The following is a 23,675-nucleotide window of genomic DNA, read 5'->3' as shown; positions in this document are numbered from 1 at the left end:
CGCACCCTTCCCGCTGACCATCCCAGTTGATCAATCGGTCGAGGACAGCACCATGATTCCCCGGATCCAGAAGCGCGGGCAGCGCACCATCGGCCTCCTGTACTACCTGTACGGGCCGGGCAAGTTCGAGGAACACACCGACCCGCACCTGGTCGCCTCCTGGGACCACAACGCTCCCGACCCCGGCCGCGACGCCGCCGCGACCCTCCAGCAGCTCCAGCAGCTCCTGGACCAGCCCGTCGAGAACATCGACCGGGCGCAACGGCCGAAGAAGCATGTGTGGCACCTGTCCGTCCGCAACGGTGCCGAGGACCGGATCCTGACGGACGAGGAATGGGGTGACATCGCCCGCCGCATGGTCGCCGCCGCCGGCATCGATGACCCCGAGCAGGATGCCGGGTGCCGGTGGGCGGCCGTCCGGCACGCCGACGATCACATCCATATCGTCGCCACCCTCGTCCGCGAAGACGGCTATAAGCCCGACCTCGACCACGATGCCGCCCGCGTCCAAGCCCAGGCCCGCGCCCTCGAAGCGGAGCTGGGCCTGCGCCGCCTCAACAAAGGCGACGGCACCGCCGCGAAGCGCCCCACCAGCGCCGAACGCCACAAGGCCGAACGCCAGGGCCGCGAGCGCACCGCGCGGGAGGAACTGCGCGAGACCGTACGCCGCGCGGTGGCCGGCGCCACGAGTGAGACCGAGTTCTTCGACCGGCTGGCCGCCGCCGGTCTCCTGATCCGCAAGCGCGTCGCCCCCTCCGGCGACCTGCTCGGCTACAAGGTGGCCCTGCCCGACGACCGCAACAAGGACAACGAGCCGGTGTTCTACCCCGGCGCACGCCTCGCCCCGGACCTGTCGCTGCCCCGAGTCCGGGAGCGCTGGGCCACCGGTATCCGCGGCCAGGACACTTCGATAAACGTTCCCGTCGGCACAGCACCGGACAGCCCGTCCGCCGCCCGCCGGCGGACCGCATCAGCCGCCTGGACCGCGATCACGATCGTCGAACACGGCGACGATGCGGTCGCCGCCGCGTACATCGCGGCAGTCGGGGAGGTCCTGGACGCCCTCTCGGCGACCTCCGCCGCCCACACCCGGCGCGAACTGCGCGACGCTGCCTTCGCCTTCGAACGTGCCTCCCGCTCCCACGTCCGGGCCGAGCGCAGACACGGCCGGGCACTGCGGCAGGCCGCCCGCGAACTCGTCCACAGTGGCCCGGTCCTCGGGCGGGGCGAAGACGGCGCGACGACCGCGATGGCGATCGACATGCTGTTCTTCCTGATCACCGCCGCCGTCCACTGGCACGCGAGGAAAGGGCACGCGCAGCAGGCCGCCGCCGCCCGCCAGGCCGCCGAACACCTGCGCTCCGCCTACCAAGTAGCCGCTGCACACCCCCTCGGCGCGCTCTACCAGCGCGGTCGGCGCCTGGGCCGCCCTATGGTCCAGCGGCAGACGTCGGTGCTGCGCGAAGCGGTGCCGGAGCTGGCCGAGCAGATCCTCGCCGAGCCCGGCTGGTGGGCGCTCGCCGCCACCCTCGCAGACGTCGAAGCAGCAGGCCACGACCCGGCCATCCTTCTGTCCGACGCCGTAGAGCGCCGCGAACTCGACACCTCGGGCTCTATAAGCGACGTGCTGGTGTGGCGGCTGCGGCGTCTAGCCGATCTGCCTGCCGACACCTCTGGAGCATTCGAGCACGGCACAGTGAAGCGCCCGTCCGCCATGCGCCCTGCAGCGTCCCGTCCCAAGTCGCCTAACCGGTTCCGCGGCGAAGAGGCGGCAGGCAACACACGATGAGCGCGCTCTCCAGACTGGCTGGCGAGATGGATACTGCGCTGTACAGCTACCGGTAGCGGACACACCCCTCGAACCAGTTGGGGGGCGTCAGCGCTCGGTGGTCGCTGACATCCACCAGCACGGTCGCCACAGTGGGCACCGGCGGGGCCGGCGGTTCCGCCTCATGGGCGTCGAGGAGCCGGAGCACATGGGGCGGCAACCGGTGAGGGCCTCCACGCAGGACGGCGGGAATATCATCGTCACCTTCGCCGTCCAGGGTGCAGGCATCCGCAGCATCCCCCTGGGTGCCGTCGCTGGGAGTTGGTACCGACGAGTACGTCGGTGACAGGCCCATGCCCACGAGCGTCAGCCCTTTGACGGCAGTGAACACTTCGCTAAGGATCTTGCTGCTGGAACGGGAGGACGACGCGTTGGCGGAACTGCGGTGGTCGCACAGCACCCTGTTCCAGGGCAGCGATTCCTCTCGCAGAACTTTGTGACGCACATTGCGCCCCCCTGCCCTCCCGCCGACCTCGCTCTGCACGCGAAACGCCGACAACAGCGTGCATCCATGGTGTGACCCGTCACCGGCGACGTGACCGCACAGAAGTCCTGCCCGAACCGCTTCCTCCTCGCCCCTGACTTCCCAATCCAAGTGGTTGTACAGCAAGTAGACGGGCACGCACCCGACGGCCAGTGCGTGCTGAACGAGCAGGTCGCACTGGTACGCATTCTGTTTCCCGACCGTGTGATCGAAGGGGTACTCCTTCCGCTTCGACGCCTTCTTGGCCTGAATCCGCAGACCGACTCCGTAAGTGCGGTTGTGAATCCACATCTCCCAGTCGGCGCCGTTCTGACCCTCCTGACCCTTGGTGAACTGGAACACCTTGACCCGGTCTCCGACGAACTGACGCAGGTGCCGGATGTTCATGTCGGTGAAGCTCTCCTCACCGGGTGCAGGGGGATAGCGGTGATGGCCGTTGTGCAGCCAGTGGAACGTGTCGCCGGCTATCCACAGCAGCACCTCGCACAGCGAGGGCTCCTGAACCGCCTGGGGGTCGGTGCTCGGCAGAGAAAATGCGCGTCCGATCATGGGCATCAGCTAACCAAAGGCCACCGACATGGGGCGTACGAAATGGCCGCGGAGCGGGGCGTGAAGGCTCGGTGCGGCGTGCGCGGGACCATCTTCCATCCTCGTTGAGCGTGACTGTGAACTTTGTGAATTGAAGCTGCCCGTGACGCGGGAGACGATCATGACGCGTGCAGGACGAGACGAAGGAGACATCAGGGTGTTTCACCGCATACGCCGCAGGGCTGCAGAGCCCAGTGAGGAGCAGCGCCGGTTCTTCGAGCTGTCGGCGCAGCTGGAGGGCCAGGTGCCTCCGGAGGTCGAGCGGGTGCGGGCCGGACTGGATCGTGCCGAGCCGGCCACCGTGGTGGACGACTTCCTTCCGCCGGAGCTGCGGGTGCCCAGCCACGACCAGCTCGACGGCCGGATGACGTCCTGGAAGCAGCCCGTCGTCCTCGACGGCGAAATGGTCGCCTGTACCAAGTGCGGCGCGTACCGGGACTGGCTCATCCTCTCCACCCGGGACCAGATCTGGTTGCGCTGCCGGGCCGGCCACCAGCAGCAGGAGACGCGCCTCGACACCGCCTGGTACAACCGGCACACCGGCCCTGCGGACGCGACCCACGCCACGTTCGAGGACTGCCTGCGCCACCTCGGCCACTGACCCCCACTTCTACGACCCCAGGGCCCACGGGCCCGTACTGACCACCCGTCGCCCAGCATCAAGGGGTCAGTTCCACCATGCGCGTTCGCGTCGCCACTGCCCTCAGCCTCACCGCCATCACCGTCCTCGCCCTGCCCGCCTGCTCCACCGACACCACCGAAGCGAAGCCCGCCTCCACGTCCTCCCCGCACAGCGAGAAGCCGGCCACCGCCGACCAGAACGATGCTCCGCTTTCTTCGACCGCGCTGGAGAAACGCCTGCTCGACGTGAGCGACCTCGGCAGCGGCTACACCCGCAAGCCCGAACGCCCCGCCCAGCACGACGACGTCACCGTCCTCGGCTGCCCCGCCCTCAACGACCTCGGCGGCGCCGCGGCCACGGGAGACTCGCTCGACTTCCCCCGCCAAGCAAAGGCCACCTTCACCTACAATGGCGGCAGCAACTCCGAGGTCTCCGAGGAGCTGTACAGCGACACCGCCAGCAAGCTGTCCGACGGCACCGGCCAGATCTTCGACGCCATGACCGGGTGCCCGGAGTACCAGGTCCTCGTCGGCGGCACGGCGATCGGCATGGCCACGCAGAAGATGACCACGCCCCAGCTCGGTGACGAGCAATGGAGCCAGCTGCTGACCTTCTCCGCAGGCGGGCACGACACCGTGGTGAAGCAGACCGCGGTCCGCAACGGCAGCATGCTGCTGATCATCTCCGGTTCGCCGGCCCTGGTGGACCGGCACCTCGACAAGACCCTCGCCAAGGCCACAGCAACCCGCTGACAGCCAGCCACATGACGATACCGGCGCTCCCGACCGTTACGGTCGGGAGCGCCGGCGCAGGTGGTCCCTGCGATGCTCCACGGCGCCCGGTCCGGTGCTGCTACGAACGGAGCGGGTCGGGAGCGAGGGTGACGGACATCCACGGCCCGGCGCACTGACGGAAGCTGTGCCCCAGGGGCTCCAAGCTGCCGCTCTGCCCGGTGAGGCTGAACGTCGTCACCATGACCATGTCCGAGCCGTCGGCTACGGAGACGAGGTGGGTGCCGCAGCGCGCGCAGTGGCCGCGGCGCAGGGTCGACCAGGTCGAGTACCACGTCGGCTCCCCGCCGCGGCCGGTCCAGATCAGCGTCTCCCGACGGAACCCGACCCACGCCATCGCCGGTGAACCGGACAACAGAGTGCAATGGCCACAGGAACACAGGTGCGGATCGTCCGGAACGCCTGCCACCTCGTACGCGATATCACCGCACTGGCAACGGCCCGTCCGCAGATCAGGTGCGGTGGTCGATTCGGTCACTGCGACATCTCCTTCGACGCGACGTGCATTTGCGGTGCCAGTGTGCTGCCCCCGGAGCAGCCCACGCTGGTGTTCGGGGTTCCGCGCCCCGTGTGGAGAGGCACGTTCACCTCTCACGGTGAACAGCAGCCCAGAACGCGTGAAGCTCGGCCGCCCCGGATCGGGCTGGCCGAGCTTCACGTGTGGCGGGTGGACGGAGTGGCCGGCCTCGACCCTCAGTCGGCCGGAGCGCGCAGGAGCCGCTCCCGCGTGCTCTCGGGCAGCACCCGGCGCAGGACCGGCGCGGTGGAGCTGAGCGCGTTGGCGAAGCACGCGACAAGGTCGTGCGGCACGCCGGCACCGAAGGACGCTGCCCATAGACATGGTGAACCCAGCGCTGGTTCGGCCCACGCCTGCCACCCGCCCGGTCCCACCTCATCGGTCTCAGCCGTCAGGGCGCGCGGGTCGGCGTCCTGGATGAGGGGTGGCACCTCGCCGAGGCTGATGTGCGAGGTGAAGGTCGGGTCCATCGCTCCCGCGTGGGGCTGGTCGATGTCGCGGAACCAGCCGTGCGCGGTAACCGCGTCGAGGACCAGCTCGGGGCCGCCCAACGGGGTACCGGGCTGATCGCGGGCGTCGAGCGCGAGGAGGAAGTCGACGAGGACCTCCCCCGGGACGTCGGGGGTGAAGTAGGCGGACCACTGCGCAAGCGGGCTGCTCGTGTCCGCGCGTGCGGAGACCTGCCAGGCGATCGGCAGCTCCCCCAGCTGGAACGGCTCGTCCGCCAGCACCCATTGGGCCCAGCGGAGGGTGTCGGGGCTGATGTGCAGGACGGTGCTGCGCAGGACCTGGCGGTCCTGCGGCGCCTCGTCCGGCTCCTGCCGTCCGTGGACGATCGTCAGGCTCGTCCAGCCAAGGCCGGCGAGCGTGTCGGCGACGGCGTCGTAGAGGCGTCCGTCGTCACCGGCCAGGTGACGGGGGCCGACCCAGTACGCGGACTGGGCGCCGTTCGGGGTGGACGGGTCGAACGGAGACTCGGGATGCAGGGGCGCCTCCAAAGGCGAGATGCGGTTCTACTTGCCGCCGGCAGTACGGCGGGGGCGGCGCGGGGGCGCCTGAACGGGGGCCTGCCAGGCCAGCTCGACGGCGACCTCGGGCGGCAGATGACCGAGCTGCGTGTCCGCGTCCCGCCCTTCAGCGAGGTAGACGACGGGCCGACCGGTCTCGTCCACAGCCTGGACGACCTGCACGAGGCGGTGCGCCATCGGGAAGAACGGGTTCATCGCCTGCCGCACCGGAGCACTCCGATCACAGGCGGACAACAGGTCGATGAGATCGCCGACGGTCAACTCCGGTTGAGTCACGGACAGTCTCCTTGTGCGGGGGAACGCGGTGAGCGGCGGCCTGTGATGCCGCCGGGGTACGGAGAGTAACCTCCGGTGTCGGACTTCCGGCTCGAGCCTCCGGTGTTACGGGCGCCGGGAGGTCTCCAGCACGCGCGCCACGGCGGCGGCGACGATATCGGCCGGCGTCTCGGTATCGAAGGACATGTGGTAGCCGCGTACCTTGGCTGTGCCGGTGACGGCGATCTTCCACCCCTCGCCGTCGGTGCCGGGACGCCCGAGCGGGAACCACCCGAGGTAGAAGCGGCCGTCCTTGCTGCTGACGTGCACGTCCGCCCGGTCGTCCACAATCAGGTTGAAGTCCTCGGCAGAGAACTGGTCCATGACGAGCGTGGGCTGGCCCGGGCCGAGTTGCCACTCGCGCCGCCGCAGGGCTTCGACAGTGGTAGAGAATCCGGGGCCGAGGGGAGCCACGGTCACGAGCAATCACCTCTCTGACCTGGGGTTTCCTGCAAGATCGTCTACGTTGACATGCCCCTGCTCGCGTTGGCCAGTCTTTCGAAGATCTTTCCTGTCTGCCCCCGGCGAACTGACCGCTCTCATCCAATCGAGGCGTTTACTCAGCGGACCCGGAACGGTTCACAAGGTCCCGCTGACGCTGATGGCCTATCAGCGGTGTTTGAGTTTCATGACGACGGCCCCGTCCGGAACTCCCAGATGGGGCCGCCTCACGTCACGTCAGCACTTTTCGTCGTAGTAGTACTGCGCCATAGCATCCGCAGCTATCGACGAGTCATCCAACATTGAGTCCAGCAGCGCGCCCACCGTCTCCGAACTGGAGTCGGTCATCGTGTCACACAGCATCTGCTGGTTCTCCACGTCCAACGTGTCCCACACCTCGTCGTACATGGCCTCGTCGGCGGCGTCGGCCATGATGTCGTCCACGTGACCCTTCAGTACGTCCCCGACGGCCGCCGCGTACTCATCTTCCGTCAGCCCCTCTCACTCCGGCTCGCCTGACACATCGCTGGGAGTGCCTGACGCGTACCCCTCCTCCATGGGTCTATCAGGAATTAGGCTCTGTCCCGTAATCGGTGGTAGCGCTGTGTAGTGATCACTGGAGGAGGATGCGGTGGCGGAGCAGGGGGAACCCGGCTCGGCCATGCATCTGCCTCATGATCCGTTTGGTTCGTGTGTTGACGCCCTCGGTGCGGCCGTTGTGGTACGGGAGGGTGAGGCCGGCGTCGACGGCGGCGCGGTCGAGCTCGAGGCCGTTCGCGAAGGAGTGCAGGTGGGGCAGGTCAGCGGTGCGAACCGTGGTGATCCAATTGGTGAGCTTGGCGTCGTTGCCCTCCGCCGGGGCCAGTAGCTGGGCGAACGTGCCGGCGAGAGAGGCGAGTTCGGTCATTTCGGGGCAGGTTCCGGTGAGTTCTCGTAGTAGCGCGGTGTCCTTGTCGCGCAGGTTCTCCGGGCGGGTGAGCAGGAGACGGGCGAAGCGCTGCGGGGTGGTGACCGGCTTGTCGCCCTCGGCGCGGCCCTGGGTGATGTAGCGGTAGAGCAGGTTGAGGCTGCCGGTGTAGCCCAACTCCTTGATCTCCCGGAAGAGCTGGAGGACGGGGACGGCCGGGTCCGCGGTGCGGCGGGTGCGCAGGTGGTCGCGGTAGGGGTCGACGAGCGTGGGCTTGTAGCGGGGTGCGCGGCGCTCGGCGGTGGGCTCCTTCATGCGGGAGTACCGCTTGACGGTGTTCAGGGCGACATCGAGGCGGCGTGCGCATTCGAGGAGGCCGACGCCTTGGCCGAGCAGGTCGTGGACGCGCTGCCACCGCTCGCGGGTGGTCTGTTCGCGTACGCCTCCGGGCCGGGCGGGGTTCACGGCGGTTGCCCAGCAGGCCGCGTGGGAGCGGACTTCGGCCAGGACCTTGCCGCACAGGTTGGACCAGAGGTGCCACCGGTCGCTGACCTGCACCGCTTCGGGCAGAGCCTGGCGGATCGCCTCGGCGTAGGTGGCGGAGCCGTCCCGGCACACGTACTCGACCCCGGGATGCTCGCGCAGCCAGGTGACCAGGGTCGGGGCGGTGCGGTCGGGCAGGACGTCGATCCGCTCGCCGGTCTCGGCGTCGATGATCACGGTGGCGTAGCGGTGCCGGCGCTTGAGGGCGAAGTCGTCGACGCCGATCACCCGCGGCACACGTGGCGGTGGTGTCCGCAGGCGCGTGAGCAGGCGCAGAGCCGTCGAAGGAGAGATGCCGCAGCCCCAGGCACGGGACAGGCGGGCGCCCGCCCGGCCCACTGACTCCTTGACCACGAAGCCGAGTCGGCGGGCCAGGCGTGGGGTACGGCGCTGGTAGCGCTCCACCAGGCCCGGCACCTGTTCGCGGAAGGTCTGCCGCGGACATCCCGGCACCGGGCAGACCAGACACCGAACCCGCACCGACACCACGACCCGCCGCCCGTCCACCGGCACGTCCACGAGCGTCCGGCCGTACAGGCCGTGCACCTTGGCCGTCGGCGCCCCGCATGCCGGGCACGGCACCGGATCGTCCCGGGTCCGCGCAGACACCCGGATGACCTCGCCCTCGTCCTGTACACCCTCGATGGCGAGGGCTGACAGCCCCGAAAACACCACACTCACAAGCTCGTTGACATTACGCACACCAGAAACAACGACGGCCGTCACCCTTCGTCACCACCGATTACGGGACAGAGCCTGATTCATGACACTCCCCCACCAGATGGCACGCGCCTGCGGTATCCCGCCTGCTGTACTGACCGGCACCTTGGACCAGCTGGCAGCAACGGGGCTGCTGAAATCCTGGCAGGTCTGCCCGGATTCGGAAGACCTGCACTGGACCCTCCACGCCTTGTCGTGATGCACCCCGTGAGGCCTCGCCGCAGAGAGACAGCCGGCTGGCAGCGGTTACGGCGGCGCACAGCCCGGCACGCCTGGTCTTCGCCGCCGGTCAGGCAAGCGCGGTCGGGACCAGCGGTAGGTTTTCTGCCCAAAAGCGGTCACAACTCGTGCTGAGCGGTCTACCGTTTCCTACTTCGGCGATCAAGGAGGCGGAATGCAGACGACATCGCTGCGCAAGGGCGAGAACACGGCACTGCTGGCGGCGCCGGTGGTCCTGTCGGTAGCAGTGCAAGGCCCTGCGGTGGACGTGTCCGCGTTGCTGCTCGGACCGGACGGCAAGGTCCGTGGTGACAACGACCTCGTCTTCTACAACCATCCGACCCAGGACGGCGTGACGATCTCCGGCTCGGCGGTCACCGCCGATCTGGTGCGCGTGCCGGCGGGCGTGGACCGAGTAGTGGTCGTAGCTAGCGTCGATCCGCTGCAGCCGGGTGCAGTCTTCGCTCGTGCACCCAAGTTGACGGTCAGCCAGAACAGCGCGTCGCCATTGTCGTTCACCGCACCGGACTTTGCTTCGGGGGAGACGGTCGTGGTCCTGGCGGAGCTGTACCGGCGCGGCGAGGGCTGGAAGGTCCGCGCCGTGGGACAGGGATACGCCTCCGGCCTGGCCGGCTTGGCCACCGACTACGGCGTCGAGGTCGACCCCGAACCGGCTGCCGTGCCCCCAGCACCGCTACCGGCACAGACGCGTAATGGTCCTGGGCGGTCGGTGGTGGATCTGACGAAGGTGGAGCGGCAGGCCCCGGGCCTGCTGGCTCCCGCACGACAGGCCGGCCAGGCTCTCGTGGGCCGAGGGATCTCCGGCCGACGGGCTGCGGTGTACCTGATCCTGGACCATGACTGGCACATGGAGGAGCTGTACGAGTCGTTCGCGGTCCAGTCCTTCGCCGAAAGAGTCCTGGCCCTGTCGGCCAACCTTGATGATGACGGCACCGTGCCCCTGGTCTTCTCCAGCGGCAACGAGCCGTTCCTGGAAGAGATCCGTCTGGACAACTACCGCGGCCGCATCGGGCAGCTGCACACCCAGGTCGACTGGGGCTGGGGCAACGTCGCCGACGCGATGCGCCGCGCCGTCGGCCACTACCAGGAATCAGGTGCCACTGACCCGGCTTTCATCGTGACCCAGGTCGGTGACGAGCCCTGGGACAAAGCCGAAGTCCGCTCCCTCCTGCAGAACACCGCCTCCCTCGGCGTGTTCTGGCTGTTCGTCGGATTCGGCCGCGGCAAGCTCGCCTTCTACAAGAACCTCAACGCCTCCGCGTCAGCCACCTTCACCAACGTCGCCTTCTACGACGTCAGCAAGAACCCCGGATCTGTGCCAGGCGAGCAGTTCTACACCGGTCTCATCGATGCCTTCGCCACCTGGATGCGGTCGTGATGCCACGCCGCGGCGCCGGGATGGCAGCGTCACCGCCCCCGCCAGCGCGCAACGATGATCTGCTCGGCCCAGGCGTCGTCCAAGGCTGAGGCGTCGCTCGCCGCCTCTGCATCCGCAGCCGCTCCCGGCGGTGAGGCCGCAGATATCGACCACGTGTGCCGCTGGCGAACGCCTGGCGGTCCGGGGCGAATGCGTGGATGCAGGAAAAGCGGAAGCATTCGCGAACGACCGCCCCCGCAGATGCTGGCCGTCTCCGCGTCCGGCCGCACCGGCAGCCGCAGCCTGCGCAGCACATCTCGCGGCAGCCGCTGCAGCAGAGCGGCGGTCCGTGGGAAGGAAACGGGAAACAGCACTGCTCGTCTTGTCCGTCCGGCCGGGGTTGTCGCAGTCTTTCGTGTGGCAACCCCGTCCACCTGGATGGATGGTTATGGAGGTTTCCGTGCCGCAGCCGTCCACCGTGTTCGGCGAGGAGCTGAGAAGGCGGCGGTTGGAGGCTGGTCTCAGTCTCACCGCACTGTCTGCCGCCGTGCACTACAGCAAGGCGCAGCTGAGCAAGGTCGAACGGGGCCTCAAGGCGCCCAGCCGCGATCTTGCCCGACTGTGCGACGCCGCCCTGCGGGCCGACGGAGCACTCATCGCCCTGGTCGCCCCGCCCGCCGCTGACGCGCCGGACGGGCCGGTGCCGGGCGGGATCGACGAGGAGGAGTGGATGATGCAGTTGTCACCGGACGGCCCGAGCTGGTTCCAGCCCGTGGGCCGGCGGCAGGTCGTAGGCGCCGGCGCCGCATCGCTGATGAGGTGGAGCACGGGGGGTCAGGGAGCCGTCTCCTCGGCTGCCGGGGGAGGCATGCTGGAAGCGTCCCGCTCCCTGTTCACGCACTACCGGCGGCTCGGCCAGAGCGTCGAGCCCGGCTTCCTGCTGCCGGGCTTGATCGCGCAGACGCACACGCTGCGGGAGCTGTCCGCGCACACCGACTCCCATACCCGTCAGGAGCTGCTGGCGCTCGGCGCCCGGTACGCCGAGTACGTCGGCTGGCTGATGCAGGAGACCGGAGACGAACAGGCGGCGCTGTGGTGGACGCAGCGCGCGGTGGATCTCGCGGCCGCCGGTGGTGACCGGGCACTGGCCGGGTATGCGCTGGTCCGCCGGGCGCTGGTCACGCTGTACCAGGACGACGCGGAACAGACCGTCGCCCTGGCGCAACGCGCGCAGAGCGGCACGCTCCCGCCGCGGATCCGCGGGCTGGCCGCACAGCGTGAGGCACAGGGGCACGCACTCGCGGGCGACCGCGACGCATGCCTGCGTGCCCTGGACCGGGCCCGGGCACTGCTGGCCCGCCAGGACGGCGATGCCGACGCACCGGTGATCGGCAGCATGCACCTGCCCGACTCGGTCGGCATGGTCACCGGCTGGTGCCTGCTCGACCTCGGCCGACCACGGGAGGCGGCGAAGGAACTGGACCGGCAACTGGCACGGGTCTCGCCCGAGGCGGTACGCACGCAGGTGCGCTACGGCGTACGCCGCGCACTCGCTCATGCGTCGGACGGCCAGATCGACCAGGCCTGTGCGCTGACCGCGCCGCTCCTCGACGGAGCGGCGGCGGTCCGGTCCGCGACCGTCACGATCGATCTCCGGCGACTCGCCCGCGTCCTGGCCCGCCACTCCGATCACGCCTCAGTACGCCAACTGGCCCCACAGCTTGGCACGTTAACGCGCTTCCCGACGTCCTGAAGAAGAAAGGCCTGGTCATGACCGATGTATTCATCAACTACCGCACCGGGGACGGCGACAAGACCGCCGCTCTGATCGACCAGGAGCTGTCGCGCCGCTTCGGCCGAAAGCGCATCTTCCGCGCCTCAAAGTCCATCGCCCCTGGCCACGCCTACCCCGACGCCCTGCTGACCGGTGTGCGGCGCAGCTCCGTGCTGCTGGCTGTCATCGGGCCGGACTGGACGAACTTCCAGGCCCGGCTGCGCGACCCAGAGGACTGGGTACGCAAGGAGATCCTGGAGGCGTTCGCCTGTGGCATACCGATTGTTCCCGTGCTGGACGGCCGGAAGACGGACCGGCTGAACAAGGCGGACCTGCCGGACGAGCTGGCGCAGCTGGCCGACCTCCAGTCCATACCGTTCGATACGCACGACACCGAGACGGGCCTGAAACGCCTCGGCGACCTGGTGGCCGAGCTAGTTTCCGGGCTGCACGACCTGGACCGGGATGCTGCTTCGTCGCCCGCCCCCGCCGCGGTGAGGAACTCGATCAGGGACGTGAGCGGGACGGCCGTACAGAGCCGGGACTTCACCGGAGACGTCGGCGGCACCGTCATCAAGGACTCCCACGGGCCTGTGCACACGGGCCAGGGCAACATCTACCAAAACTCACGTCACGTGTCGGGCGGCCGGCACTTCTCCGGCAACGGGATGACGTACTTCGAGGGCGACCATCACGGCGACATCCGGCACCGGTTCGGCAGGCCGGACCGACGCGAGGACGACGACCGGTGAGCGAGCACATCAGCACGCGGGTCGAAAACCCACACGCCCCCATGCACACCGGCAGCGGCGACCTCTACGTCACCATCGGCACTCAGCTGCAGGACCCAGACAGACCCACCTTCCGCCGCCTCGCCGACGACCACCTTGCCTGGCTCAAAAAAGTGCTGGTCGACCCGGCCGGCATGGGAGCGGCCCGCCACAAGCTGACCGACACCGGCACCGTGATCCTGGACGGCCCTCCGGGCAGCGGCCGCACCTCGGTGGCCCGGGTACTCCTACGCGAGTACGACCTGGGCACCGGTGTCTTCCACGAACTACTGCCGGACGAGGAAGACGAGCTGTCCCTCAGCAACCCGGCTCTGGTAGGGACCGGCGACCGGCTGCTGCTCGATCTGTCGGCGGCCACCGCCGTCCAGTGGGCCGCAGCCCGGACGGACCTCTCCGCCCTCCGCAAGGCCGTACACGAACAGCACGCGCACCTGGTCGTCGTCATGCCCTATGGGCATCCCCTCGACCCCGACCTGCAGCACTACCGCATCAAGATCGACTCCCCGGACGGCTTGCAGGTCTTCCGGCGACACCTCCGTATGCACGGGGTGCCCTACGAGCCCGCCCCGGCCGTCACAGCATTTCTGGCCGAGTCCCGGCCGATGCGAGAGATCGCCGACTTCGCCGACCTGGTGCGGCGGGCCCGCGAAGTCGCCAGCACCGATGAGGGTTTCGCGCAGTGGTGCGCAACGGCCCGCAAAGCGCGGGACGACCGCCGCGCAGAGATCGCCACGCTCGTCGCCAAACTACGTGAGGGCCCGCAGCGGGCCCTGCTCATCACCGTGGCCATGCTGCACGGCGCTCACGCCGACGTCATCCACCAGGCAGCCCAACTCCTGCTGCACACGCTCAAGTCCCCGCCCGATGAACAACCCTTGCTCCAGCGCAAAGACCTCGCCGAGCGGCTGACGGAGATATCCGCCAGCACCGGACCGGACGGCCACGTACGCTTCACGGAGCTGGACTACGACGCCGCGGTCTGCGCCCACTTCTGGGACCACATGCCCGACCTGCGACAACCCTGGGGCACCTGGGTCGCGCGCAGCGTGGAGTCAAGCGACCCGTACGTCACCCGGGAGCTCCGTGCCAGCCTGGTGGCACGGCTGGCCGAGCAGTATCTGCGGACCGGGCGCAGGGAAGACCTGGCCTCCCTGGCCGAGGACTGGAGCACCACGACCGCGAGCCGGGCCCGGCTGGAGGCCGCGGTGCACGCGCTCACCTGCGGCCTCAACGATCCTGCACATGGCAGGAGTTTTCGCCAATGGATCTACCAGTGGTGTGCTCATCGGCAGCTCAAGGGGGAGTTCGCGCAGGTCCTCGTCCAGGTCTGCGCGGATGTCATCGCCGCCAGCCACCCCGACCAGGCCCTGTTCCGGCTCTACCACCTGGCCCGCCGTGAGCGGGGCACCACCCGTGCCCTGCAAGCGCTGTGCGACCTGGTGGCAACGAGCGGCCGGTTGCGCCGGCGCCTACTCGACCGCCTTGCACGCTCCCCCCTCTCGCCCGCTGAACTCCGCATCTTCTTCCCGGTCTGCGATCCCGAGCCGCTGAGCGCCCCGCACGACAACGGACACGCCTTGATCGAGGAGAACGGTGCACGCGAGTCCTTGACCAGCGGCTGGCGGGCGGTACTCAAAGAGCTGCCCCATGCGGAGTGGCACCCGTACGCGGAACGCTGGCTGCACACGGCGACCGACGCCGGACACCGCGGCGACCTGCTGCTCGACCTCCTCGTCGCAGCGGCCGGCCGGTGTGACGACCAGCGCGGCACGGCCTTCGCCGCGCTGTACGCAAGCGCCCGCGCCGCCGAGCGCACAGCTCCTCACGGGGCCGCTCAGGCTGCCGCAACCACGGACCGGCTGCTGCAGGAAATCTCCGCGGCTCAGGGCCTCCAGCCCGCCGCGCCACCGCCAACGGCATCATCTGGGGGGATTACACCGTGACGACCGGCTCCAAGACGACGACCATCTTCCTCACCATCCTGTGCGGCCTGCTGCTGACCATCCTCGGCCTGACACAAAAATGGCCCGCATACGCATGGCCCACACTGACCGTCCTCCTCGTCGCAGTTCCCGCGGCAGCCTTCAAAATCGCCGCAGCGCGCCGTGGCTCCTTGCCCGTCGACGTCGAGGAACAACGCACGGCGCCGCCCGTCGAACGCAGGGAACACCACGTCAGCCGCGTAGCCCTGCCCAGCTACTGGGCCGATTACGACTTCTTGTTCTCGGCCACCGTACGGTGGTACCCCCTTGAAGCGCCCGGCGACGATCCCATCCTCAACCCAGCGGGTCTTGCCGTAGAAGCGGTCCTGAACCGTGCCCGCGCGATCACCGAACAACGGGAACCCGGCCGGCCCACGCTCGTCCAGCACGAACTGAGCGGTGCACTCAGCAGGATGCGCCCGGACCCCACCGGGCGCCTTCAGGTCATGGCGGAGGACATCACACTCGTCCTGCGCGAACACGATCAAGAGCGGTTGGACAGACTCGCCCAGGTGCGCAAGGACAAGGCGGTCTGGGAGCACCAGCGCAAGTACGAACAGAGCAAGCGCGAATACCTGAGCGAAGACGTACTCAAGGACACCGGCAGCGCGGTCGTCTGGTGGCTCGCCAAGAACGACGACCATGTGGAAAAGACCGTGGCGGACATCGGTCTGCTGGCCCAGCTCACCTCCGCCGCCAACGACACCGACGTGCCCGAACGTCTGCGTGATCTCATACCCCGACCGCACGGCGAGCGCCCTGGCCCGGATCTCCTGCAGGGGCAACCCGCTCCCTTCGAACCACAGCCGACGGCCGCAGACCACTTCGAGACCTTCCTCAACAGCATGGGGTTCACGGACGGAGACGTCCGGCGGACGATGCTGGCCAAACAGATCGCTGACGTCATCAGGACACAGGACCAGCACGAGACAGCCGAGGACCTACTGCGCAGGTTCGACCCGCCGGCGAGTTTCACACCGGATGACGGTGAGCCGCCGGCTTCCGCAGACGATACGACCAATGAGACGCCCGCGATCTAACTTTCTGAGGAGAAGAACAATGGACAGTGAGCTGGCCGCCCTCGCCGCATCCGGAGCAACCACCCTGGTCTCGCTCATGGTCACCGACTCCTGGACACACGCCCATGACCTCGTCGGACGATTCTTCTCACGCAGCGGCGCAGACGGCACCGCGATCACCGACCTGGACACCGCCCGGACCCAGCTGCTCGCCGCCGAGGCGGCAGAGGACACGCAAACCGCCTGTGACATCACGGAACAGTGGCACGCCTGCCTGCAACGCCTTCTGCAGGCAGGCTCTGCCACTGGCGACGACCTGCGCGACCTGCTCACCTCCTTGCAGCGGATCGCGGACAACTCAGATCCGCAACCGAGCACCGTGCGCAACGACATCAGTGGCGGAGTCCAGCATGGTCCTGTCATCCAATCGGGTCGGATTGCCGGACTCTGAAGCTTCCCCTTGATGTTGGACACCTGGAGACTGGGACGTGAGGTTCCAGAGGAAGTAGTGCCAGGTGGGAAACAAGAGCAACCGCAGTAGGCGGTACACGGAGGAGTTCAAGCGGGACGCGGTCGCTCTGGTCCGCTCCTCCGGCAGGACCGTCACCGAGGTGGCCCGGGAACTCGGCGTCAGCGCCGAGGGGCTGCGCAACTGGGTCAGGCAGGACCAGGTCGACCAGGGCCAGGGGGCACCGGGCGAGCTGACGACGGCCGAGCGGGAGGAGCTGCGTCGGCTGCGCAAGTTGGCCCGTGAGCAGGCCGAGACGATCGAGGTGCTGCGAAAAGCGGCGGTCTTCTTCGCGAAGGAGAGCGATCGGTGAACGACGTGTACGTGTTCATCGAAGCGGAGAAGACCACCCATGGTGTTGCTCTCTTGTGCCGGCTGCTGAAGGTTGCCCGGTCCTCGTTCTACGCCTGGCGGGCCGGCGAGCAGGCCCGCGCCGCCCGCCAGGCCGCCGACGACGCCCTGGCCCACGAGATCACCGTGCTGCACATCGCCTCCAGACACGCATACGGAGTGCCGCGCATCCACGCCGCACTGCGCAGGTCGGGCAGGCGGATCAACCGCAAGCGCGTGGAGCGGATCATGCGTGAGCGCGACATCGCCGGGATCACCCGGCGCAAACGCCGTTCACTGACCCGCCCGGCGAAGAAGGCGGTGCCCGCTGCGGATCTGATCGGCCGCGACTTCACGGCGAGCGCGCCGGGCGAGAAGCTGGTCGGCGACATCACCTTCATCGCCACCGAGGAGGGCTGGCTCTACCTGGCGACCTGGCTGGACCTGGCGACCCGCGAGATCGTCGGCTACTCGATGGCCGGCCACCACCGGGCGTCCCTGGTCGTCGACGCGCTGGCGATGGCCGCCGGCCGCGGTCGGCTCCAGCCGGGCTGCATCGTGCACTCGGATCGCGGCAGTGAGTACACGTCCGAGGAACTCCGGCGGGAGATAGGCCGGTTGAAGCTGCGGCAGAGCATGGGCCGGACCGGCTCGTGCTTCGATAATGCCGTCGCCGAGTCGTTCTTCGCAGTACTGAAGGAAGAGATCGGCACCCGCCGCTGGCCCGACCGAGCCACCGCCCGCGCCGAGATCTTCACCTTTATCGAGACCTTCTACAACCGCAAGCGGCTACGGAAGCACCCGCACTGGGGCTACCTGACCCCGCTGGAGATCCGGCAGCGGCACGAGCAAGGACATGCCCTCGCGGCGTAAGCATCGAGTGTCCAACGTCACGGGGAAAGTCCACTCACCTTTCACGTCCACCATGCCGCCGCTCCCACGCAGGACTGAACTGAGGCCTCCGCACTGACTGAGGGGGCCTCGTGAACGGCCGTGCTGGGACACGGGCTTGTTCGGAACGAAGCGTGCTGCTGTCAGCCCATACTGCCCCGCCTCCCCTGGCATGAGCGACAGGATCGTCACATGCAGCCGCTCTTCGTTCTCGTGCACAGTCCGTCCGTGGGCCCCTCGACCTGGCACCCGGCGGCCGAACACCTGACGGCGGCGGGACACCAGGTGCGGGTGCCGTCCCTGCTGCACATCGGCGCCGGTGCTCCGCCCTTCTGGCCCCGCATTGTGGACGCCGTCCGCGACGACCTGCGGCAGGTCCCGGTCGGCAGTCCCGTCACGTTGGTGGTACACAGCAACGCAGGCCTGTTTCTCCCGGTGATTCGCTCGGGCCTCGACCATCCGGTGACCAGCTCGATCTTCGTCGATGCTGCCCTGCCGGCCCGGATCGGACCGACCCCTGTCGCCTCACCCGAGGTGCTGGAGTTCCTCCGCGCGATGGCTGTGAACGGCAGGCTGCCCCGCTGGACCGACTGGTGGGACGAGGCAGACGTCGCACCCATGTTCTCCGATCCGCTGGTGCGGCGGACCGTCATCGAGGAGCAGCCCACCCTGCCGCTGTCCTACTACGAGCAGCACATCCCGGCCCCCGGCGGCTGGGACGACCATCCCTGTTCCTACTTGCTGTTCGGCCCTCCGTATGACGGCCTTGCCGCCAAGGCGCGTGAACGCGGCTGGCGCGTGGCACACCTGCCCGGCGCGCACCTCCATCAGATCATCGATCCCGCTGGCACAGCCCGGCACCTCGTCGAACTCGCCACTACGGCTTGATCCACTTTCGATACACGCCCTAGAGTCGCAGCCAACTACGTCGGCACTCTCAGATCGGGATCATATGGCCAAGTCGGTCTTCTACAGCTTCCACTACGAACAAGACGTCCACCGCGTACAGCTGATACGCAATATGAACGCGCTTGCGGGTCAACCACTGCTGAACCCTCAGGAGTGGGAGCAGATACGCAGGGGCGGAGAACAGGCAATCAAGAACTGGATCCACAACCAGATGGCCTACAAGAAGGCTGTCATCGTTCTGATCGGCAAGTACACGGCGAGTCGGCCGTGGGTGACCTACGAGATCGAGAAAGCGTGGGCTGACAAGAAGCCACTGCTGGGAATCCGAATCCATGGGCTCTCGTCCCTGGGAAGTGTCGACGGCGCTGGCTCCGATCCCTTCGCAAAGGCCGATGGTGTGGGCTCGGTGCCGATCTTTGACCCCACGACTCGGGATTGGTCTGGGAAGATCGATAGCAAGGCGACCTACAACAAACTGCTTGACAACCTTGAGACTTGGTCGAGTCAAGGGGTGACTAAGCGATCGTGGTAAGCCCTTCCACATGCCCGTTCTGTGCGATCGCCGCAGGGGACGACACCAGCGCTAGGATGGTGTATCGCAGTCAAGAGATCGCTGCGTTCTTCCCTTTGGAACCTGCCACCCGCGGCCACACCCTGATTGTGCCAAACCGACATGTTTCGGACCTCGCCGACCTAACTGCTGTTGAGGGTCGCGACTTGAGCGAAGCGCTCCTCCGGACAGCACGTGCGATCCGCGCAGCCCTATCGCCTGACGGGTTGAACGTGATCCAGTCAACTGGAGCGGCCGCCACCCAAACCGTGCCCCATGTGCATTTCCACCTGGTGCCTCGCTGGTCCGACGACCGCATGACCCTTCGCTGGCCGACAGGTGCGGCCGAAGACGACCGAGCTCAAAGCCAGACCCTTGCCGCGATCCAGGCCGCACTGCCCAACGAGGCAGGCGCCGTCTCGACCGAGGATCGCCGGCAGCACCTGTCGTTCATCCAAGCCGTAATTACCCGCATGTCGCAGGCGTCGTCATCCTCCAAGGCATGGCTGCTTCCGATAGTAACCGTGACTTACGGCTACGCGGTCACCAATAAATCAATTTTGGTGGCACTTCTTGGCTGTCTAGCGGTACTTGTCTTCGGTGTTCTCGATGCCAACTACCTCAAGCAGGAGCGTGCTTTTCGTAAGCTTTACGACGAGGTAGCAGCAGGCCGCCCCATCCCAGCATTCTCTATGAACCCGGCTCTGGCGTCACCAGCGGGCACCAGGATGAACTATTGGCCTGATTGGCCAGATGTGCGCTCGTGGGCGGTCGCTCCCGTGTACGGCCCCTTGCTGCTGGCCGGGCTGGGTGTGGCTGTCTGGCTGCTCTACCGCTGAGGCGACTGTTGAAGAGTTTTCTGTGAGAGAGAGGGTGTCGGCCTGTTCCCAGCTGTCGGCAACCGCCATTGCCATATGCTCAACCAGCTTCTTTGCGTTCGCTTGCAGTTGTGGTCTTCATCTGTTCGTCGACGCGAGCGCTGTGCCGTCCTGTCGCAGACCCTCGTCCTCCTCTACGGGGCTCTGGTGGCGGCGGATCTCGTGCTCATCGCCCTCTGGATCTGATCCGCCGTGCCAGTTCGTCCAGCTCGGTTTCGTTCCGGGGCGGCTCTCGCGGGGGCCAGATCTCGCCCATGGCGTCCCCCGGCAGACGTGGCACCAAGTGCACGTGCGCATGGAATACGGTCTGCGAGGCAGCCCGTCCTGCCGAGTGGATGACATTCATGCCGGCGGGTTCGAGAACAGCGCGCAGCGCTCTGCCGACCGCCACTACCGTGCGCATCAGGTGCTGCACTTCCACGTCGGTCATCTCCCAGAGGTCCGCGGCATGGGCCCTCGGTGCGACGAGGGTGTGGCCCCAGGTGGCCGGGGTCAGCGGAAAGAAGGCGACCGCGTGGTCGTCTTCGTGGACGACACGCGCGCGAGTGGGATTCGCGACGATGTCGCAGAAGGCGCAAGTTTCCATCAGGTGGTCTGTCATCATTCCTTGCGTGTCGCGCGGCCCTCTCTGATAGGACCGTGCCATGGGTGGGATCTTCATCAACTACCGCAGAAGCGAGCAGCACAGGGGTACGGTCCGCGCGGTGCGAGACCGGCTCGCCGAGCACTTCGGTGCCGATCAGGTGTTTTTGGACGTGGAGTCGATTTCTCCCGGTCGGCGGTACCCGGACGAGCTGCGCAAGCGCTTGGCCGACGCTGAGGTCCTGCTGGCGGTGATCCACGAGGGCTGGGCGGCCGAGAGGGACGAGGACGGTGTTCGCCGGCTGTTCCGCGAGGACGACTGGGTCCGGATGGAGATCGAAACAGCGCTGCGAACCGGCAAGGCCGTCATCCCAGTAGTGCTGGCGGGAGCAGAACCGCCGTCGGCTGATGAACTGCCGGAAAACTTGAGTGAGTTCGCCCTCAAGAACGCGCATTTCCTCAGCTCCTTGGCCAGCGACATGTGGGTTCCCGGGCGGGAAGCGCTGGTCGCCTTGCTCGAAAGAGACCACGTAGCCCCGTTGTGGGAGATCTATCAGCCTTCGAAGCCGGATCGAAGCACCGTCAGCGGGTGTTGGCTGACCGTCCGGACGATCCTGGCTGCGGTGGTGGTCACTGGCCTTGCCTGGGCCGTCGCAGGTGACCCTCGCAGCGAGCCCTGGCTCGCCCCGGTGTCGATCGGGGCGATGTCCTTCGGTCTGCTCCTGGTCTTCACTTTGTGCGTCCCCCTGCGGGGTGTCTTCAATCGTTTCGAGCACTGGCTGCACGGTGTGTCTGAGCGGACGTACCTCCTTCTGACGTCCGGTCCTCTGATCGTGTTGTTCCTCCTGGGGTTGGCCATCGCCGTTCGCCTGTGGACCGGAGAAGTCGAGCCCGGGGCCGTGCTCTTCGCAGTGGTATTTGCTTTCGTCCTGTTCTGGATGGCGATGCGCATCGTTCAGGCAGACGCGAGGGAGCGGGAACAGTGGAACCGGTGGCCGACCAAGCTGCCTCGACGAGTGCCCCGCCGACTGCTGCGCCGGACGGTGGCCCGGCTGGAAGAACGGGTTGCCGCGTGGACGAGCCGGCTCACGCGAGAGCAGCGCGGCAAGGCGAGTGTGGAGCTTGAGGAGATCGAGCATGCGCTGTACAGGCTGAGGGGGGAGACGGAACGGTCCCGGCTGCGTTGGCTGACCGAGGACATGCCGGGGCCCTTCAGCGTGTACGCGGTGTGGATCGCAGCGAACACAGTGCTGGCCCTCGCCTGGCCAGCCGGCGCGGTGACCGTGCTTGGGCTGGCCGCGACGCTGACGAGCCCACTCGTCGCGTTGGCCACTGTGGAGACGCTCTACCGACATCAGCGTTGGCTCCGGCGGGTGGTGTACGCGGAGATCGAGCCGCGGAGGGCCGCACTTGCGGCTACGGTCGAGGAACTGAGCTCCCCTGCCCGCACTAAGCCGACCCAGCCTTCCACCGGACGCGCCCACTGAGCTTGCGCCCTTTACTGATCTTGGCTCTTTGGGGTCTCACCGTTGACGGCCAGACTGGGCGGAACCTGTCAAAGCGATCAAGGCAGGTAGATCGTTCTAACGCTGTGCCGAGATCAGTGGGCCGTCCGGTGCCGGCTTGTTGATCCAGGCCGCTGCGGGGACCTTCGGAGGCTCCGGCGGCTTGCAGACGAAGCGCTCGGGGTGCTTCGCACAGACCGCCCGAAGGACGTCGGCGCGCATCTCGCGGAGCTGTCCGGCGAGGCCGAAGTGCACGTCACAGGGGGTGTGCAAGCCGATCCCGGAGTGGCGGTGCTCCTCGGTGTACCAGGTGAAGAAGCGGGTGCACCACGCCCGGGCGTCCTCGCGGGAGCCGAAACGCTCGGGAAAGTCGTGCCGGTATTTCAGGGTCTTGTACCGGCTCTCGCTGTACGGGTTGTCGTTGGACGTCTTCGGCCGCGAATGCGACGTGGTGACGCCGAGATGGGCCATCATCCGGGCGACGTTCTGCGCGACCATCGGGGACCCGCGGTCCGAGTGGACGGTCAACCGGCCTGGTGCGATGCCGTACTTGGTGATGGTCTCGGACAGGAACCGCTCGGCGAGGTCCTGGTTCTCCTGGTCGGCGATCATCCAGCCCACCGTGTAGCGGCTGAAGAGGTCGATGACCGTGTAGAGGCAGCAGTAGACGCCCTTGACCGGCCCCTTCAGCTTCGTGATGTCCCAGCTCCGGACCCGGTTCGGGCCGTCGGCGACCAGCTCGGGGACGGTCCGGGGCGGGTGGACGGCCCGGCGGCGGCGTTCTCTCGCCGCACCGTGCTTGCGCAGGATCCGGTACATCGTCGGCTCGAGCACAGGTAGACGCCCCGGTCGAGAAGGACGGCGTAGATCTCGGCGGGCGCCATGTCGGCGAACTTTGGGGAATGGAACACGTCGAGGAGCCGTCTCTCCTCCTCGGGGGTGAGGGCGCGTGGGTGCCGGCGGCGCTGGCGTCGCGGCCGGTCGGGTGCGGGGCTGCGGCGGTGGTGGCGGTAGTAGGTGGCCCGGCTCACGCCGAGTGCCGCACAGGCCTGGACCCGTCCAACGACCGAGGTGAGTTTCTCCAGGGCCTGGTCGCGGGCGGCCTCGAACACGGCCGGGAACGGGGCCGTGGTCACTGGTTCTTCTCGCCGTTCTGGTTCGGGGCGCTGTCCGTGGCGAGCTGGTCGAGCAGCGCGGAGAGTTTTCCCTGGACTGCGATGACGGTGCGGGCCCTGGCCGGCTCGGCCTGAAGGCGGGCCTTCTCCGCCTGCAGCTTCGCGATCTCCCGGTCCCGCGGGTCCGCCTTCGGGCGTCCGGCCGGGGCGGCGAGAGCGGTCTGGGCGCCCTTGTCGCGTTGCTGCCGCCACGTCGTGATCAGCGACGAGTACAGGCCCTCCCGCCGCAGCAGGGCACCCTTGCCCTTCTTGTCCAGCGTCTCGTGCTCGGCGAGGATCCTCTCCTTGTACTCCGCGGTGTACCGGCGCGGACCGGTCGAACGGGCTGCTGCCTGCGGATCAGGGGTCCCGTGGTCATCCCTGCTGGCCACCCGGGCACTACTCCTTCTCCGCCCTCGAC

At 67.8% G+C, this 23,675-nt stretch carries 23 protein-coding genes and 1 pseudogene; 15 read left to right on the top strand and 9 right to left on the bottom strand.

The window, feature by feature from the left end:
* Positions 1-52 precede the first annotated feature (52 nt).
* On the top strand, positions 53-1,789 hold the full coding sequence (locus OHB56_RS33330) for a relaxase/mobilization nuclease domain-containing protein (protein ID WP_406357354.1): 1,737 nt from the start codon (positions 53-55) through the stop codon (positions 1,787-1,789).
* A 46-nt stretch (positions 1,790-1,835) separates the two neighbouring features.
* Here OHB56_RS33330 and OHB56_RS33325 read toward each other — a convergent pair whose 3' ends face one another.
* Positions 1,836-2,861: a DUF6615 family protein gene (locus tag OHB56_RS33325; protein ID WP_406357352.1), complete on the bottom strand. Its 1,026-nt coding sequence runs from the start codon at positions 2,859-2,861 to the stop codon at positions 1,836-1,838.
* Between the two features lie 196 nt (positions 2,862-3,057).
* Between OHB56_RS33325 and OHB56_RS33320 the strand changes: the two genes are divergently transcribed.
* A complete protein-coding gene (locus tag OHB56_RS33320; protein ID WP_406357350.1) occupies positions 3,058-3,501 on the top strand; it encodes a hypothetical protein in 444 nt (147 codons plus the stop codon).
* A 77-nt stretch (positions 3,502-3,578) separates the two neighbouring features.
* On the top strand, positions 3,579-4,274 hold the full coding sequence (locus OHB56_RS33315; RefSeq protein ID WP_406357348.1) for a hypothetical protein: 696 nt from the start codon (positions 3,579-3,581) through the stop codon (positions 4,272-4,274).
* 100 nt (positions 4,275-4,374) lie between these two features.
* Here the strand turns inward: OHB56_RS33315 and OHB56_RS33310 are convergent, their stop codons facing one another.
* The 6 genes from OHB56_RS33310 to OHB56_RS33285 all read right to left on the bottom strand — a co-directional run bounded on the left by OHB56_RS33310 (position 4,375) and on the right by OHB56_RS33285 (position 8,736).
* Positions 4,375-4,722 (bottom strand): GFA family protein, encoded by a 348-nt coding sequence (locus tag OHB56_RS33310; protein ID WP_406359266.1) that lies wholly within the window; start codon positions 4,720-4,722, stop codon positions 4,375-4,377.
* Positions 4,723-5,006: 284 nt separating this feature from the next.
* Positions 5,007-5,828, bottom strand: coding sequence for a DUF317 domain-containing protein (locus OHB56_RS33305; protein WP_406357346.1), 822 nt, complete (start codon positions 5,826-5,828; stop codon positions 5,007-5,009).
* A gap of 15 nt (positions 5,829-5,843) precedes the next feature.
* On the bottom strand, positions 5,844-6,134 hold the full coding sequence (locus tag OHB56_RS33300; RefSeq protein ID WP_406357344.1) for a hypothetical protein: 291 nt from the start codon (positions 6,132-6,134) through the stop codon (positions 5,844-5,846).
* A gap of 105 nt (positions 6,135-6,239) precedes the next feature.
* Positions 6,240-6,593 (bottom strand): DUF317 domain-containing protein, encoded by a 354-nt coding sequence (locus OHB56_RS33295; protein WP_055596696.1) that lies wholly within the window; start codon positions 6,591-6,593, stop codon positions 6,240-6,242.
* A gap of 258 nt (positions 6,594-6,851) precedes the next feature.
* The gene (locus OHB56_RS33290; protein ID WP_406357342.1) at positions 6,852-7,058 is read right to left on the bottom strand and encodes a hypothetical protein; all 207 of its coding nucleotides are present in this window, start codon (positions 7,056-7,058) and stop codon (positions 6,852-6,854) included.
* Between the two features lie 169 nt (positions 7,059-7,227).
* Positions 7,228-8,736, bottom strand: a complete 1,509-nt coding sequence (locus OHB56_RS33285) for an ISL3 family transposase (protein WP_406359265.1) — start codon at positions 8,734-8,736, stop codon at positions 7,228-7,230.
* Positions 8,737-9,178: 442 nt separating this feature from the next.
* Here OHB56_RS33285 and OHB56_RS33280 point away from each other — a divergent pair, with 442 nt between their 5' ends.
* The 11 genes from OHB56_RS33280 to OHB56_RS33230 all read left to right on the top strand — a co-directional run bounded on the left by OHB56_RS33280 (position 9,179) and on the right by OHB56_RS33230 (position 19,974).
* Positions 9,179-10,402 carry a VWA domain-containing protein gene (locus OHB56_RS33280; RefSeq protein WP_406357341.1) on the top strand — a complete coding sequence of 408 codons (1,224 nt, stop codon included), beginning with the start codon at positions 9,179-9,181 and terminating at the stop codon, positions 10,400-10,402.
* A gap of 439 nt (positions 10,403-10,841) precedes the next feature.
* Complete coding sequence (locus OHB56_RS33275) at positions 10,842-12,134, top strand: helix-turn-helix domain-containing protein (protein WP_406357339.1); 1,293 nt, start codon at positions 10,842-10,844, stop codon at positions 12,132-12,134.
* Between the two features lie 17 nt (positions 12,135-12,151).
* Positions 12,152-12,907 (top strand): toll/interleukin-1 receptor domain-containing protein, encoded by a 756-nt coding sequence (locus OHB56_RS33270; RefSeq protein ID WP_406357337.1) that lies wholly within the window; start codon positions 12,152-12,154, stop codon positions 12,905-12,907.
* Positions 12,904-14,889, top strand: a complete 1,986-nt coding sequence (locus OHB56_RS33265) for a hypothetical protein (RefSeq protein ID WP_406357336.1) — start codon at positions 12,904-12,906, stop codon at positions 14,887-14,889. Before OHB56_RS33270 ends, OHB56_RS33265 begins: the two co-directional genes overlap by 4 nt.
* Positions 14,886-15,968 carry a hypothetical protein gene (locus OHB56_RS33260; RefSeq protein ID WP_406357334.1) on the top strand — a complete coding sequence of 361 codons (1,083 nt, stop codon included), beginning with the start codon at positions 14,886-14,888 and terminating at the stop codon, positions 15,966-15,968. The genes OHB56_RS33265 and OHB56_RS33260 overlap by 4 nt, the downstream gene beginning before the upstream one ends.
* Before the next feature lie 19 nt (positions 15,969-15,987).
* Entirely contained in the window at positions 15,988-16,398 is a 411-nt protein-coding gene (locus OHB56_RS33255; RefSeq protein WP_406357333.1) for a hypothetical protein, read from the top strand.
* A 64-nt stretch (positions 16,399-16,462) separates the two neighbouring features.
* Complete coding sequence (locus tag OHB56_RS33250; RefSeq protein ID WP_381677622.1) at positions 16,463-16,768, top strand: transposase; 306 nt, start codon at positions 16,463-16,465, stop codon at positions 16,766-16,768.
* Positions 16,765-17,658 (top strand): IS3 family transposase, encoded by an 894-nt coding sequence (locus tag OHB56_RS33245; protein WP_055593155.1) that lies wholly within the window; start codon positions 16,765-16,767, stop codon positions 17,656-17,658. Before OHB56_RS33250 ends, OHB56_RS33245 begins: the two co-directional genes overlap by 4 nt.
* Before the next feature lie 210 nt (positions 17,659-17,868).
* A complete protein-coding gene (locus OHB56_RS33240; protein ID WP_406357332.1) occupies positions 17,869-18,564 on the top strand; it encodes an alpha/beta hydrolase in 696 nt (231 codons plus the stop codon).
* Between the two features lie 64 nt (positions 18,565-18,628).
* Complete coding sequence (locus OHB56_RS33235; RefSeq protein WP_406357331.1) at positions 18,629-19,117, top strand: TIR domain-containing protein; 489 nt, start codon at positions 18,629-18,631, stop codon at positions 19,115-19,117.
* A complete protein-coding gene (locus OHB56_RS33230; protein WP_406357329.1) occupies positions 19,111-19,974 on the top strand; it encodes an HIT family protein in 864 nt (287 codons plus the stop codon). Before OHB56_RS33235 ends, OHB56_RS33230 begins: the two co-directional genes overlap by 7 nt.
* Before the next feature lie 205 nt (positions 19,975-20,179).
* On the opposite strand, the gene OHB56_RS33225 is transcribed toward OHB56_RS33230, so the two are convergent.
* Positions 20,180-20,659, bottom strand: a complete 480-nt coding sequence (locus OHB56_RS33225) for an HIT family protein (protein WP_406357328.1) — start codon at positions 20,657-20,659, stop codon at positions 20,180-20,182.
* On the opposite strand from OHB56_RS33225, the gene OHB56_RS33220 reads away from it, so the two are divergent.
* Positions 20,658-22,082: a toll/interleukin-1 receptor domain-containing protein gene (locus OHB56_RS33220; protein ID WP_406357326.1), complete on the top strand. Its 1,425-nt coding sequence runs from the start codon at positions 20,658-20,660 to the stop codon at positions 22,080-22,082. The genes OHB56_RS33225 and OHB56_RS33220 overlap by 2 nt on opposite strands.
* 96 nt (positions 22,083-22,178) lie before the next feature.
* Here the strand turns inward: OHB56_RS33220 and OHB56_RS33215 are convergent.
* A pseudogene (locus tag OHB56_RS33215) lies at positions 22,179-23,646 on the bottom strand (IS3 family transposase).
* Positions 23,647-23,675: the final 29 nt, after the last annotated feature.

It is taken from the genome of Streptomyces sp. NBC_01635, assembly GCF_045209715.1.
Taxonomy (GTDB): domain Bacteria; phylum Actinomycetota; class Actinomycetes; order Streptomycetales; family Streptomycetaceae; genus Streptomyces; species Streptomyces hirsutus.
The sequence above is the reverse complement of the archived record's forward strand: the minus strand, read 5'-3'. Positions and strand labels throughout refer to the sequence as shown.